Genomic DNA, 14,886 nt, shown 5'->3' on the forward strand with positions numbered 1-14,886 from the left:
ACTTTAGTGTACTTTATATGCGCAAAGCTGGAAACTTTAATAACTTAAGTGTTTAAAAACTTTTGTGACTTTTGTGGTTACAAGAAGGGCCTAACCTACTACGTTTGGATTCCTACGGAATGACAAAAAACTTTTAGTTTAATATAAATTACCGGTCTCTCTTTTCCAATAACATTCATGATCCTTTTAGCCATGGAGATTCTACACTCCAGAATATAATATGAACCCCCAGGAAATCCTGAGCATAGCTTACAAATTCTTCTTTGGTAAAAGGTTTCTTTGTTTTCGGATTTTTATATGTTAAGGTGGGTTCCTGAACGGCCATGGCTACCAATGGTAATTTTCCTTTATACTGATGAAAGAATGGATAAGAATTTTTCATCTGGGCATTTTTATTGGGAACAATATCCGGACCTCCCAATCCTATATTATTTTTATCTGCAAAATCAAATAATCTGGACATATACTGATGATCGTTTTCCCATTCACATGGAAAGAAATTGACATACTGTAAAACATAAGATTGTTTGAAAGCATTCCTTGCAAACTTTAGATTATCCAGCTCGGCCTGAAAGTATGTGTCGCAGCTGAAACCTGTTTTATCTTTTTTCATATCAATATCGATGGCTGTTTCCGGAAGGTTAATGCCCTGGATCTTTCCGTCAAACTTTTTGGCCAACGCTTCTATCAGTTTCTGATACCTCTCCCGAACTGCAGGGTTCCATTGCTGGGTGACCCAACCACTTCCTACGGGTTTATTCTCACCCGGATTGTCATATTGGGCAACCAGTCCGCCGGTATATACCTTTTCATTTAAAATATAATCGGGAACGTACCTTGCCTGAGGTTCGAAGAACCGATCCTGAAGCTGGATAAAAAGCTTTCTGTCTAAAGAAGTCAGGTAGGCTAAGTCTTTTTCAATACCCGAAAAATCATAAACATCTTTTGATGTTTCCAGTGCTCTCCAGTTATAGACAATCTGCACTCCTCCAATATCTTTTCGCACGATCATTTTCTCGATGTTCTGCAGATCTCCCGACGAAGTATAAATATAGTTTTGGGGTGTCTGTCCCATTAAAAAATGTAATCCTAGCCATACTATCCCTAATCCCAGTATCCTTGTAGTCATTGTCATCGTGATGAATTTAAAAATAATATACTATGAATCATTTTCCGTGCCCAAGTCAGTGATCTTTTTAAACTTTTGAAAAATATTCTTATTTATCTATAATATTCTTTAATATATAAATAGTATCACTAATTTAGCAGTTCAAATTTGATTTAAACAACTGAGGATATGAAGAAATTAATATTACTGAGTGCTGTTTCGGCATTTCTGATCAACTGTAATAAGAAAACAGAAGCTCCTGCTCCAAAAACGGAAGCAGACACCATTGCGGTAGCTGAACCGATAGTAGATACGCTGGGCCCCAAATCATTCTGTTATATAGGTGTAACCGGAAAAGACAGTGTTTTTGCTTCTATTGATGATAATTTAGGAACAATCATTGGGAAATTATCTTATAAAAACAGTGAAAAAGACAGCTCAAAAGGTGATGTCACAGGTTTTAAATCCGGAGATACGTTGAAACTGACTTATGAATTTGCCTCTGAAGGGAAAAAAAGCAAAAGGGATATTTACTTCCTACAGAAAGACAATACATTGACAGAGGGAATTGGAGATCATAAGGAAGAAGACGGACATTCAAAATATGCTGATGAAAAGAAGATCAGCTATCAGGATGGACAAAAACTGAATACAGCAGATTGTAAGGCAGTGAATAAAGGCCTAAAATAATGGTCTCTGATATATATAAAAACAGCCCTGATTTTGGGGGCTGTTTTTTTTATGTTTTATAATTCTCTGTTTATAATTTCTATAAAACTATTCACAGCATCATCTCCTGTATTCCAGGAAGTGATGAGACGGATTGCCGAGAAGTCTTCGTTCACTTTTTTCCAGACAAAAAAATCAAAACTTTCAGACAGTACCTCTATAAGTTCATTGCTTACAATAGGGAAAATCTGATTGGTATAGGTATCTGCAAGAAACTGAACACCCTTGCTGCGGAATGCATTTTTGATTTTCATCGCCTGCTGATTGGCATGCTTTGCAAGATCAAAATATAAATCATCTTTCATCAGCTCTAAAAACTGGATTCCCAAAAGTCTTCCTTTTGCCAGTAAAGCACCTTTCTGCTTGATATTAAATGCAAAATCTTCCTGAAGGCTTATCGTATTAATCACAATAGCTTCACCTATCAATGCTCCGTTTTTAGTACCTCCAAGATAAAAGATATCCGTTAATTCCGCTACCCTTTCCAGGGTAAGGTCACTGATTTCTGAAGTAAGTCCGTGTCCCAGCCTCGCTCCATCCATAAACAGGTATAAACGGTTCTGTCTGCAAAAATCTGAAAGCTCTTCTAATTCTTTGGCCTGGTAAATGGTTCCGAGTTCTGTAGAATTGGAAATATATACCAGCTTCGGCATTACCTGATGGGGTACATTTTTATGGCTTTCCAGCACCGGAATAATATCGGACGGCCTTAGTTTGCCATCCTCCGTTTCAATGCTTAATATTTTGTGCCCTGTTGCTTCAATAGCCCCGGTTTCATTATTTAAAACATGTCCGCTGGATGCGGAAATAGCACATTGATAAGGTTTTAGAATGGAAGAAATAACAATCAGGTTAGCCTGTGTTCCACCGGAAACTAAATAGACTTCTGAATCTGCTTTTTTTATTTTTTCTTTAATGAGTTCTTTAGCTTTTAATGAATACTCATCTTCTCCATAGCCAGCCTGCTGTTCAAGATTACACTGTAAAAGGGTCTGTAATATATTAGGGTGACATCCCTCAGAATAATCGTTTTTAAATGAAAATTTCATAGAGTAAAATTAAAAAAATGTAATAATATTATCCCTATGAAAAAGAGTTAAAATATCAGAAATATCAGGCTTCCGGAACGGCTTTCGGAATGATATGTTTTATGGTACAAAATCATTTGGCTGCCCCACCTGATAGTTTCCTTCAGGCTTTATATAGATCTTATATTTCTTTTTGCAGTTTTTATCGAAAGGTTCAATAAAATAAGATTTTCCGTTTTCCAGATAAGCCCCACTCAGTTTGCCGGAAGCAATGGTCAGTGTGATGAGTTTTGTCCCGTCTTCAGACTTTCCTTTAAAACTGTAGATTCCTGCTTTTCTCAGAATATCTGTGGTTTTATTACTCGTTATATATTTTGTTTCCTTACCATAAATATCATACAGATTAAAAATAACTTCCCTATCAGTGATTTCTTTCAATTTATTTTCCTGAATGAATTTTTTAGGATTGAAAGCAAAAACAAAACTCTGTTGTTGCTGTACATGGTAGAACAAGTTAAACAATAAGAATATTATAATATTTTTCATTTATTGGTTTCAGATTTTATTTTCAGAATATAAAAAAAGTAGTCATAGAGCCTGTTTAAAAACGTAAAATAAAAAAAACTAAGCCTAAAAATTGGATAAAAATTGTCATTTTAGGGTTATAAAAACTAAAACTAACCATGTACCCAACTAATTTAACTCAAGCTCAGTGGCAATTTATAAAAAAAACATTGAATTTTGATGAAAGAAAACGAAAATATGATCTTATAATTATCTGGAATGCGATCAGTTACATTGTAAAAACCGGATGTCAATGGAGACTACTGCCATCAGATTTCCCTAAATGGCAATTGGTTTATTACTATTATTCAAAATGGGCCAATCTGGAAATTTTCGATTTATTACTATCAAAATTAAGAGAAAAAGTACGGCTAAACAGAGGCCAGAAAGCTGAAGCAAGTTTAGGAATTATGGACAGCCAAAGTGTACGCTGGGGAAATAATCGTTCGCTGAATGGCTTCGATGGAAATAAAAAAGTGAAAGGCATTAAAAGGCATGTTGTGGTAGATAAAAATGGCTTTTTATTAGCTGTAATGGTAAGTGTAGCCAATATGCACGATACTAAAGCGGCTTTATTGCTGATGAAAACACTCCAATATTTATTGATTCCCCTTCAGCTCATCCTGGCAGATGGAGGGTACAGAGGAGATATCGTTGAAGAAATAAAAATTAAATTTAGTTACATTATTCAAACCGTGATAAGGAATGGTAAACAACATCATGAGTCTGAATCTACCCATCAACGATGGATTATTGAAAGAACATTTTCATGGTTTGATAATGACAGGAGATTATGCCGGAATTATGAGCTTCTAATGGAATCTTCTGAAAATATGGTCAAATTATCTGCAATAAAATTATTACTGAATAAAATTTAAACAGGCTCTGGTTATATAAAAAAAGGGCTATATAAATATAACCCTTTTTAAATTTCATTTCCTATTTACTTCTTGATAACTTTAGATTGGTTGATCAAGGTTTTGTTATGCAGCAACTTCAACATATAAACTCCGGCAGTAAATTTTGAAAAATTAATCTCGGAATTTATTACACTGTTAGCATCCATTAATCTTCCTGAAGCATCATAAATTTCATAATGAGTGATTTTCTCATCACTATGTATCTGAAGATAATCTTTTACAGGATTGGGAACCAGCCCGATCTGTTTCTTAACGATATCACGGGTGGCCAAAGCTGCAGTAATAATTAAAGTAACACTATTGGTACTTAGCTGGTAACACACTTTGCTCTGTGTAAGCTGACCGATAGTCTTATTAAGCAAAGCACTTTCAGCTCCTGTAAATGAAATTCCCTGTATCGTATAGGTTCCTACCGGTAATGATGTAAAGTCTGCAGTAGCATTGGTGGCAATTATAGTATTGTTAGCAGAATTAATAGCTGCATACGTATAGTTAACCCCGGCAGGGATATCAATAATATTATAGAATTTCCCAGGCCCCGAAGTACTAAGAACCACACTGGATCCTGCAGGCGTACTACTCAAATTTCTTGTAGTAGCAAGATATTCCACCCCTTTTTCCAAATTGGCACTGAATGATCTGTAATACGTAAAGCTGGTACCTGTTCCGGAATAAACAGCATTTGACGTTACAAAATTGGCCGTTCCGGTCTGATTTCCTTTAAAGATGGTCACTGCTACTCCACTTGGAGAAGGATAGCTCAACGTATAGCTTCCGGTCTCTGTCACCTTAAATCTAAAAGGAAGCATGCTGGAACCCGACACAAGCAAATGAGGAGCTGTTTGAGTCTGATTGTAGATATACCAGTTTTCCGGGCCCATATTAGCTGCATCAAAAGTCAGCGTTTTGGCATTATAAATATCACTGGATGGTGTTTGTGGCTGCAAATTAAGATTAGCCTGCTGGCTGCCCTGAGCGGCCGTTACCACCTTTGCATTTTCTACAATGATCGTATGGAAGGCATTACAGCTCGAATTGATGATAAAATTGGTATTAGATACATCAAAGAACTCTGCAAAATCATTAATCACTGCAGTCACCTTTATTCTCGCCTTATCGGTATACGGAACGAATGGTAAAGCTACAGCAGCCGTACCATTATTGGGTACATTGGAAGCAAGTGTATAAGGGAAGGTTTCTCCCCCATCCGTAGAAAGAAGGATATTGACCGTATTTTTTAAAACATTGGTCTGGTTAACATCCCATGTTACGTTGATATTAGAATCCGCATTTACAGCTACATTTGAATTGGGATAAGTCACCGTTAAAGGCCCTTGGTTGGTCACCGTTACCACTACCTGATCAGAATCTGCCCCTCCTGAAATCACACTGTTATCTCTTACTGTAAATCTCATCTTCATTGTTCTTGCTACCAGAGGAAGCGCTTCTGCTTCATTGGTAGGAGGCGTATTCTGATTGTCCAGGACAAATTTCATCTTCGGGAAATACCTTTCAGTGGTAAGGGTACTCTGCTCTGATCTAAACAAAGGAGCAGTAGTACTGTTTACTGCAGAATATCCGCCGCTTCCATTGACTGTACTTCCAAATGCCCCTTTATCATTAGCAGTAGCCACATCTACCTGATCCCAGGTGTATGATAAATTGGAGTCTTCAGCATCACTTCCTATTCCTTTCAATTTAAAAGGGGTATTTTTTGGAATGCTGATGGCTGTATTTCCGGCATTGGCAGAAGGCGGTGTATTGGCTACCGCTACAGAACTAAAGCAGGTAGAAGATACGCTAAGTGTATTTAATACCTGATCAATACTTTTGGCATGGAAGTAATTCAGTCCGTTATTGCCGGTATTCGTCTGATCGTTAGGCGTCGTACAGTTATTTTTATAGGCCATTATCGTAGATCCTGATCCAGGTTCTACCGCCGCTGCGGCATTCCATCCTGAAGTACAGAATGTAGGGCTAGAAGGTGTTCCTCCTACAGCATTATACGTATGTCCTGCCCCAAACTGGTGTCCCATTTCATGAACAATCAGGTTGGCAGACAATGATTTAGGCATAGAAAGCGTCCACTGGCTCCAGGCTCTCGCTTTGAGAGAGGCTGTACAAGGCCTCGGCCCTGCCTGTCCCTGAGCACTTCCGTTAGCTCCCGGCATAATGTTGAAGGTATGTCCAATATCATAATCAGCATAGGGAAGCGTTCCGTTTGTATTGAGAACATCAAATCCAGCCTGTGAGTTGGCTGCAGAAGCAAAAGAAGGATCTACCGTAAAAGGATCTGTAGCTCCATTAGTGAAAATTAGGGTTTTATTGACCGTTTTATCAATCAAAGCAAAGGAAATGGATAATTCCGACTCGTAAATCTGGTTAATAAGATTCATCATAGCTACCAATTCTCCAAGGGCAGCATCCTGATTTCCAAGAGCGGTGGTAAATTCTCCGGTGGTAGCCACTGCCATTCTGAATGTTTTCAAGGTATTTCCATAAGGGAAACCGGTTACTGACTTCTGAACATTCAGCCCTTTGGCTACCGCCTCTAAGCTTTCTCTGAAATCGTTCTCATCAGCTCCACACTGAAATTTTTCACCAAACATTTCAAAAGAATTATAAATCCGGTATTCTCCTTTTTTAGTCTTATAAGGTTCAATAATATAATATCCCTGACCAGACTTGATCATAGCAGAAATTTCATTTCCTACTAATGTAAGCTTTATCTTATCCTGCCTGTCTTTTGAAAATCCGTCAAACGTTATAATGTTATCTAACCTCTTATTGAGAAGATTATTTTCAGACAGGATAAATTCTTTTTTAGTTCCGTCAATAAGAGTCAATACGATAGACTGATCATTAATTTTTTTCGAACTTTTCCTGTTGGCATCAATATTTCTCCTGAAGTTTTCTGTGTTTAAGGTAAAGGTAGTTCCGGGAAGATCATCACTACTCAGGCCATGGGGGCTCAATACCTGTGCATTCATAAGGAAAGATGCACAAATAGAAATGAATGTAATTCTTAGTTTCATTGTTGCAGTTTTTTTAAGCATTAAAGATAAATAATTAATCAATATATAGGGAATAAAATGATATAAAACACTTACATTTAATGATAATTTTTTATTAAAAACTATAAATATTTATCATTCTAAGTGATTTACTGCAAAAAAAGATCATTCCCAAAAATGTTGGAATAGCAACTCCGCCCTCTCCGTCTATTTATTTTACTATTTTTTTTTGTTAGATTTGTATTGAAAATCATCTAACATTTTGAAAACAACACTCACAGAAGAAAATTATTTGAAAGCACTGTTTCATTTAGTTGACAATGAAGGAAAAGTAACGATTAATGAGCTCAGCAAATTTTTAAATGTAAAAATGCCGAGTGTCAATAATATGATGAAGAAGTTCGCAGAGAAAAAATGGGTCATTTATGAGACCTATAAACCTCTGATTGTGACAGAGAATGGAAGACGTGAAGCCGCATTGGTAGTCCGTAAACACAGGCTTACTGAAATGTTTTTGGTAAAAAAAATGAATTTCGGTTGGGAAAATGTTCATGAGATTGCAGAGCAGCTGGAACATGTACACTCTCAGATTTTCTTTGATAAAATGGACGAAATTCTGGATTATCCAAAATTTGATCCTCATGGAGAACCTATTCCGGATAAAAAGGGAAATATCATTGCTCAGGATCTGCAGAGATTGAGTAACTGTGAAGTGGGTGAAACTGTAATTTTCGCCTCAGTTACCCTCTCCGATGATGCTTTTTTAAGCTACCTTACCGAAAGAAAACTTCTTCTCAATACCAGAATCAAGATTCTTAAAATTGAGAGCTTCGACAAATCTGTAACTATAGAGATTGAAGGAAAAACAGAAGTACTCAGTAAAAAGGCTACTGAGAAAATACTGGTAAAAAAATAATCATCGGTATAAAGATCAAATAGGTAACCAAGACTTTCACATCCTATGAGTCTTATTGGAAATTGTTAAAAAACGGTTAAATACTTTTTTACGAAAACTTTGGTGCTTTAAATTTATTAGGTTTGCAAAACTTTCTGCTTGCCACTTCTTTCGTCAAGCAATAAAACATTAATTATTACCCTAAAAATTATGAAAAAAAGCATTCAGTTTTTTATTATTTCCATGTTGCTAAGCCCGCTTGCCAATGCTCAGGTAAGAGATTTTGTTATAGAACCACCTATTAAACCCAACCTGTATATTTACAAAACATTTGGAGTATTTGGGGGAAAGGAATATTCTACCAATGCAGTGTATCTTATTACCAAAAAAGGAGTTGTTTTATTTGATGTTCCATGGCAGAAAACACAGTACCAAAGCCTGATGGACACCATACAAAAGCGTCATAATCTTCCTGTGATTGCTGTATTTGCAACCCACTCACATGAAGACAGAGCCGGAGATTTAAGTTTTTATAACAACAAGGGTATTAAAACCTATGCTACAGAAAAAACAAATGAATTTCTGAAAAAAGACGGCAAAGCAACATCAACTGAAATCATAAAAACAGGGAAGCCTTACCGTATAGGCGGAGAAGAATTTGTGGTAGATTTTCTTGGAGAAGGACATACTGCCGACAATGTAGTGGTATGGTTTCCAAAATATAATATTTTAGATGGCGGATGCCTTGTAAAAAGCAGAAATGCTGTAGATTTAGGATACACGGGAGAAGCTAATGTAAAGCAATGGCCGCAAACAATGGAAAAACTAAAGGCTAAATATTCTAAGGCTATTATGGTTATTCCGGGGCACGATGAATGGAAAGGAGGTGGACATGTAGAACACACCCTTGACCTTCTGAATAAAAAATAAGATTCAAAATTATAGAAAAAGACCTGGCAATTAATTGTCAGGTCTTTTTCTTTTTATATTTGGTTACAGCTTAAGCATTGCAGACACCTTTTCAATTTCCTCCATTGTATTAAAATAATGAGGTGAGAGGCGTATAGCCTGATCTACATTTTTTAAGGTAAAGTCAATTAATGCACCATTTTTATTATTTACTTTAAAAATAATATTATTCTCCTTTATTATTTTTTGAATGGTGTCAATCTTTCCATCCTGCTCACAGAAAGTAATAATACTGCTCAATTGATTTCCTTTGTCTAAAATTCTGAAACCATTATCCAGAAGATGGCTTCTCAACGTTTCAGACAGTTTTCTGTTGTAGTTTTCAATATTGACCATTCCTATCGCATTGGCATACTTTAAAGCTTCCGTAAGCCCAAGCAATGAAGCATTGGATCTTTCAAAAAACTCAAATCTTTTTGCGGTTTCACTGAGCTGATAATCATCAAATGCAGTCCATTCAGCACCATTACTATCCAGAAATAAAGGGGCCATTTTTTGAGCTAATACATGGTCCGAAACATATAAAAATCCCGTACCTCTCGGTCCCCTTATAAATTTCCGGCCAGTTGCCGTTAAAAAGTCACAATTCATCTTTGTAACATCTACAACCAGCTGTCCTACCGACTGGCAGGCATCTACAAGATATAGGATATCATACTGCTTACAGAGCTTCCCTACTCCTTCCACATTTTGAATTAACCCTGAGTTGGTGGGAATATGGGTCACCGCAATTAATTTGGGGCGGTGCTTTTGGATTAAGTGTTCAAAATACGCAAGGTCCAGCTCATTATCCGGCATATTGACCGCTCTGATCACTTTAATACGATATCTCCTCTGTAAAGAAATAAAAGCAATATGGTTTGATATATAATCATCATTGGTGGTAATGATACAGTCACCATCTTTAAAAGATATACTTGACAGTGCTTTTGCATACCCATCGGTGGCACTATTCGTAAAAGCAATGTTGGAAGGTTTGCTATTAATCAGCTTCGCAGCCTGTTCATAAAACACATTGATTGGCTCAATGTTTTTCTCTGCTGTGGTATGCCCTCCCAGCTCCTGTTCTTCATATAAATAATCCACCATTCTTTCAACAACAGGCTTAGGCATCAGGGATGAACCGGCACTGTTTAAAAATATCTTGTCTGAACACCCGGGAGTGTCCCGTCTTATTGCATCTAGATTCATTCTATAAGTCGTTATAAATTTGAAAAGTAGTGGCTCGGCAAATAGTTTTAATTTGAATAATGAGCATTCATAAAAAATCCCGAATTTTCATCCGGGATTAATATTGTATTACATTAGATGATGTTAATCTAAAACACTCCATCCTCTCTTCGGATTGGTGTTGGTAGAAACTTCCTGTTCATTAACGATAATATTCTCTTTTCTCTGACCGATATAATCAAGTTCGCTTAATTTAGAGAAAATAGTCTCTAAACTTCTTAGCATCTGCTGGATGTACAGCAAAGGCTCTCCGCAATTGTGGTGGTCATAATTGGTTTCAGCTACAATAGAAAGCTGGTTCAATAAAGTATGGGGTGCAATTTCGCTCCACTCCAAACTATAATTCAGCATTTCTTCCAGCTCTGCAGGAACCAGCAGCTGAGTCGCATTGTATAAATGAAGAGCCAGTTTGGCAAAAGACTCAATCAAAAATACTGGGGGTTGCCAAGGGGTAATATTTCTAAACTGGAAATACATATCTCCAAAAGTATTAACCATTGTACTGCATAGAAACTTAACATTCTGTGCCAATGCCGTATTCTGGTTTTTATGAGAGGTCTTTTGAATGATCTTAAATGCATATTGCTGCAGATTTCCAATAGACTTCGCAAAGCTGCCATAATAATCTACTAAAGCCGGATGACTCTGAACAGAAGTACATGGAGGAATGAAATTCGAATCTACCTGTGCAATATTTCCTTTTAAATCAACTTTACCAATGATCAGATAATTTCCTCCGGAATAACTGCTGTTAAGCGATGTTACAGGAAGTAATTCCAGATGGTGATTCGGTTGGGCATTAGGATGACGTGGTGGAATCTCCTCAGGATCAATATCTCCGAAAGGTACTTTATCAAAAGGGTTAACGGATATCAAAATATAATAATCTCCGTCAGCCTGCTCTTCATTCATCGTTTTGGCCAACGACTTTACACTTATCCTCCTATCTGTCAACTCAATACGGTATCCCGCCATGGTCACCGCACTGCATCGCTTGATGACAAGCTGTACATCATTGGTGGCCGTATTATGAACATCAAAAATAGTGCGGTCTGTAATCTCTGTGGAGATGGGTAAAAGTCCGTAATTATATGTAGTAATTCCAAGTGAATTGGAATCTCTGATAGTGTCAATTAAGAAATTATCCTGATCATTAAGGTGTCTTTGGGAAACTTTCATCCCATCTACCCAATTGATTGCAAAATGTTTTATAGGCTGTATCATGTTAAATACTTTTTAGTTTTTTGTGATTATGGTTTTCTTAAAACTCCTTCCTCTTCATGCTGAATGACTCTTTTACAGATCACTACTTCATTCTCAGAAATGCTGTTTGTAGAAATATCCTGGTCAAAATCTATATATTTTCTAAAGCTGAAAAATGATTTCTTGGTATAAAAGATCCAATAATAAGGTTCAGCTTCCTGATCTGAAAGATGGATCACAGAACTTGGGTTTTTATGGTTGTAATCATCTACCACTCTATAAAACCAATCTCCAAAAGTAACTCCTGTCGGAAGTGTTTTGGCTTTAATTCTAAACCTGTTTGTATCTTCTAAATTCTTACTTAATTCAACATTCAGGACCATTAACCTGTCAAAATCTGCACCTTCAAAATCCGGCAGTTTCTGATCCGGAGAATATCTCCATGTCTTATAAATATCAAAAGGAATACTGATAAGCTGCATATAACAGTAATAGAATACCATTGGAACAACGAAGATCAGTATACTGGTAGCGGCCATCACCGCATATCCTGTACCCTTACTCATCCAGTTAAAAATCAGAGTGAACAGGAATCCTCCAAAAACTATACACGTTAATGAAAGTATAGATTCAAATAAAATGCTCATGGCCAGAGAATCTATATGTTTTTTGAAATATTTGTGCAGGAGATTAACGTGAATAATCCCTAAAATAAGGTAAACAACCTGTGCAATCAGATACCAATACGGATTAAATAAATTTCCGGCAAATCCAAAAACGCCCGGAATAGCCAGACATAAACTGCACAGAAGTACGTATACAATAATTACTTTAATTTTTATCGCAGGTTTGTTTCTCCTGATTATACCAAGTATAACCATCATAATAACTGCGATTAAAGGCATTAAAATATACCTAAAAAAAATACCCTTTACTGAAGAAATTTCCATTTGTTTCTTTTCGAATTTATACTTTGTTGGTAGTTGTAAATATAATAAAATAATTTAGAGAAATGTAGAGTATCCAAGGCGATTGGCATTTCTATCATCATCTTCAAGACTGAATGAATATTCTATTTTTTCTGTAATAAAATTCTCTTCTACATCTACGGTGACAGGCAGAAAATAATCATACAGAACCTGCAGCACTTGTCTGAAAGGATTGCCAGGGATATATTTTTTCATCTCCAGATAAGGAATAGGTCCTATATTGACTACCCAATTCCGTTGACCGTCCATATGTCTTCCACTGGGAATATAGGTTACTCCCAATCTTGAGTTCCCCAATAACATGGAGTCATCATTTTTCTCCAGTCCATCAATGATATTGGGAGAAAAAGTCACTTCTACCGGTACCTGCAGAAAAGCCGTCATACATCTTTCAAACCATTTTTTATCTCCTTTGATCTGATGAAAAAAGGGTAAAATATGCATGAATATATAAGCATTCTGTTTATCCAGCATATTGATCAGTGGCCAAAGCTCACTCACTGTTTCCAGTAAAGCATCCGTATTGCTGGTGATCTCAAATTCGGCCTCTTTAAGCAATGCGCTTATTTCCGTAAAGAATACCTCCAGCTCAAAAGGACGGAAAAACTTCCGTGCATCTTCCTCTACCCTTTTCTGTTTACGGATTTCCCGTACTACCGTATCAACGTTCTTTCTTGACGCGCCCAGAGACGGTGGATGGAAAAGTCCTTCCGGAAGGTAATCATAAATACCTTCCCTATAGCTTTCTATAGTAAATACTTCTTCATCAAATCCTAAATAGCTGCTCGAAATACTTTTAATATCTTTCAGATAGGCACGGTCATTTACTCCGATCCGCTCAATAAATATATTGCTTACAGCCCTGTGATATCTCAAAAGATTAACTGCCACTGCTTCAGCCTTAAAGTCTGTCTGCAGCTTATTGTAATTCATATCTACAATATTATTCTCATGCATAGTGTTTCCTGTGATTATGACTGGTAAAGATAATATATCTCATAAGTTTGAAAAAATATTTTGCTAATAATTTTATCCTAAAAATACTAATTTATTGACATTAAAAGGAATAATATTAAGTAAATTCCGTAAAAATACGGTAAACACTCACTTCACTCCCTTCTTAGATTTTTAAATTGGTAACTTATAATCAAAGACTTAAAGCCTGCATACTCCTTATTACAGGATATACTACACAAAAAAACAAAATATCCAAGGTCTGATATACCCACCTCTTTTATTTAGGTTCAACTGTATTAACAAATATTATAGAATAATTTTTCTATTATTCCATGTTCATTCGGAAACCGGCCGTATCTTTGCAGCCTGAAAATTGTTATTTAAAATGAAAAGTATTTATTCTAAAATTCTGATTTTAGCATTCATCTCTTCTTCACTTTATTCTTATGCGTGGGGATTGACGGGTCACAGAGTTATTGCAGACATCGCAGAAAACCATCTTTCGAGAAAAGCAAGAAGGGAAATCAAAAAAATAATGGGGAAAGAGCGTCTTGCTTATTGGGCAAACTGGCCAGACTTCATTAAATCTGATACTACAGGTACCTGGAAGCAAGCTTCATCATGGCATTATGTAAATATTGATCCACAGGCTGATTTCAAAGCTTTTGATCAAAATTTAAAACTTCAGGCAGGCCCAAGTCTTTATACTCAGGTCAACACTTTATCCAGCCAGATCAAGGATAAAAACACATCTGAAAAAGACAGAAAGATTGCATTGATCTTTTTAATCCACATTATGGGTGACCTTGCTCAGCCTCTGCATGTAGGAAGAGCTGAAGATTTAGGTGGAAACAGAATCAATGTTACCTATTTCGGGGATAAAACCAATTTACACTCAGTTTGGGATGGTAAACTGGTAGATTCACAAAAATACAGTTATACAGAATATTCAAAACTTCTGGATATTAAATCTAAGGAAGAAGTAGCACAGATTCAGTCCGGAACACTGGAAGACTGGTTGTATGATTCTCATAAAATTGCCAACAAGATCTATGCACAGACTCCTAACGATTCGAAATTATCTTACGAGTACCAGTACAAATTCAATGATACCCTTGAAAGACAGCTTCTGTACGGAGGTTTAAGACTGGCAAAAGTATTGAACGAACTGTTTTAAGGTAAACTGAGAAAATGATCAGGAGTACATCTTAAAAGTCAATTTTAATGATTCATCCTAAATAATAAAAGCGGAACTATAGTTTCGCTTTTTTGTTTTTTAA

Annotated in this window: 14 protein-coding genes; 6 read left to right on the plus strand and 8 right to left on the minus strand. The window is 36.3% G+C overall.

The window, feature by feature from the left end; translation table 11 throughout:
- Window positions 1-175: 175 nt before the first annotated feature.
- A complete protein-coding gene (locus JML65_RS22470; protein WP_237390969.1) occupies window positions 176-1,129 on the minus strand; it encodes a hypothetical protein in 954 nt (317 codons plus the stop codon).
- A 168-nt stretch (window positions 1,130-1,297) separates the two neighbouring features.
- On the opposite strand from JML65_RS22470, the gene JML65_RS22475 reads away from it, so the two are divergent.
- A complete protein-coding gene (locus JML65_RS22475) occupies window positions 1,298-1,798 on the plus strand; it encodes a hypothetical protein (RefSeq protein ID WP_047495365.1) in 501 nt (166 codons plus the stop codon).
- A 56-nt stretch (window positions 1,799-1,854) separates the two neighbouring features.
- On the opposite strand, the gene JML65_RS22480 is transcribed toward JML65_RS22475, so the two are convergent.
- Together JML65_RS22480 and JML65_RS22485 are read right to left on the minus strand one after the other, a co-directional pair.
- Window positions 1,855-2,886 (minus strand): threonine aldolase family protein, encoded by a 1,032-nt coding sequence (locus JML65_RS22480; protein WP_084084115.1) that lies wholly within the window; start codon window positions 2,884-2,886, stop codon window positions 1,855-1,857.
- A gap of 99 nt (window positions 2,887-2,985) precedes the next feature.
- Window positions 2,986-3,411, minus strand: a complete 426-nt coding sequence (locus tag JML65_RS22485) for a hypothetical protein (RefSeq protein ID WP_084084113.1) — start codon at window positions 3,409-3,411, stop codon at window positions 2,986-2,988.
- A 137-nt stretch (window positions 3,412-3,548) separates the two neighbouring features.
- Here JML65_RS22485 and JML65_RS22490 point away from each other — a divergent pair, with 137 nt between their 5' ends.
- Entirely contained in the window at window positions 3,549-4,307 is a 759-nt protein-coding gene (locus JML65_RS22490) for an IS5 family transposase (protein WP_115920271.1), read from the plus strand.
- A gap of 65 nt (window positions 4,308-4,372) precedes the next feature.
- On the opposite strand, the gene JML65_RS22495 is transcribed toward JML65_RS22490, so the two are convergent.
- Window positions 4,373-7,384: a reprolysin-like metallopeptidase gene (locus JML65_RS22495; RefSeq protein WP_202272322.1), complete on the minus strand. Its 3,012-nt coding sequence runs from the start codon at window positions 7,382-7,384 to the stop codon at window positions 4,373-4,375.
- Window positions 7,385-7,625: 241 nt separating this feature from the next.
- Between JML65_RS22495 and JML65_RS22500 the strand changes: the two genes are divergently transcribed.
- Window positions 7,626-8,279 carry a metal-dependent transcriptional regulator gene (locus JML65_RS22500; protein WP_047495380.1) on the plus strand — a complete coding sequence of 218 codons (654 nt, stop codon included), beginning with the start codon at window positions 7,626-7,628 and terminating at the stop codon, window positions 8,277-8,279.
- Between the two features lie 189 nt (window positions 8,280-8,468).
- Window positions 8,469-9,188 carry an IND family subclass B1 metallo-beta-lactamase gene (blaIND, locus tag JML65_RS22505; protein ID WP_115921074.1) on the plus strand — a complete coding sequence of 240 codons (720 nt, stop codon included), beginning with the start codon at window positions 8,469-8,471 and terminating at the stop codon, window positions 9,186-9,188.
- A gap of 63 nt (window positions 9,189-9,251) precedes the next feature.
- Here blaIND and JML65_RS22510 read toward each other — a convergent pair whose 3' ends face one another.
- The gene (locus JML65_RS22510) at window positions 9,252-10,418 is read right to left on the minus strand and encodes an aminotransferase class V-fold PLP-dependent enzyme (protein ID WP_202272324.1); all 1,167 of its coding nucleotides are present in this window, start codon (window positions 10,416-10,418) and stop codon (window positions 9,252-9,254) included.
- Window positions 10,419-10,541: 123 nt separating this feature from the next.
- Window positions 10,542-11,333 carry a hypothetical protein gene (locus JML65_RS22515; RefSeq protein ID WP_185097063.1) on the minus strand — a complete coding sequence of 264 codons (792 nt, stop codon included), beginning with the start codon at window positions 11,331-11,333 and terminating at the stop codon, window positions 10,542-10,544.
- Here JML65_RS22515 and JML65_RS24165 point away from each other — a divergent pair.
- Window positions 11,262-11,534: a hypothetical protein gene (locus tag JML65_RS24165; RefSeq protein ID WP_410670081.1), complete on the plus strand. Its 273-nt coding sequence runs from the start codon at window positions 11,262-11,264 to the stop codon at window positions 11,532-11,534. The genes JML65_RS22515 and JML65_RS24165 overlap by 72 nt on opposite strands.
- A 173-nt stretch (window positions 11,535-11,707) precedes the next feature.
- Here the strand turns inward: JML65_RS24165 and JML65_RS22520 are convergent, their stop codons facing one another.
- The gene (locus JML65_RS22520; protein WP_202272326.1) at window positions 11,708-12,610 is read right to left on the minus strand and encodes a TssN family type VI secretion system protein; all 903 of its coding nucleotides are present in this window, start codon (window positions 12,608-12,610) and stop codon (window positions 11,708-11,710) included.
- Between the two features lie 54 nt (window positions 12,611-12,664).
- Window positions 12,665-13,582, minus strand: a complete 918-nt coding sequence (locus JML65_RS22525) for a type VI secretion system baseplate subunit TssG (RefSeq protein WP_237390971.1) — start codon at window positions 13,580-13,582, stop codon at window positions 12,665-12,667.
- A gap of 409 nt (window positions 13,583-13,991) precedes the next feature.
- Here JML65_RS22525 and JML65_RS22530 point away from each other — a divergent pair, with 409 nt between their 5' ends.
- On the plus strand, window positions 13,992-14,783 hold the full coding sequence (locus tag JML65_RS22530) for a S1/P1 nuclease (RefSeq protein ID WP_047495395.1): 792 nt from the start codon (window positions 13,992-13,994) through the stop codon (window positions 14,781-14,783).
- Window positions 14,784-14,886 lie beyond the last annotated feature (103 nt).

This window comes from Chryseobacterium sp. KMC2, from assembly GCF_016756935.1.
Lineage (GTDB): Bacteria > Bacteroidota > Bacteroidia > Flavobacteriales > Weeksellaceae > Chryseobacterium > Chryseobacterium rhizosphaerae.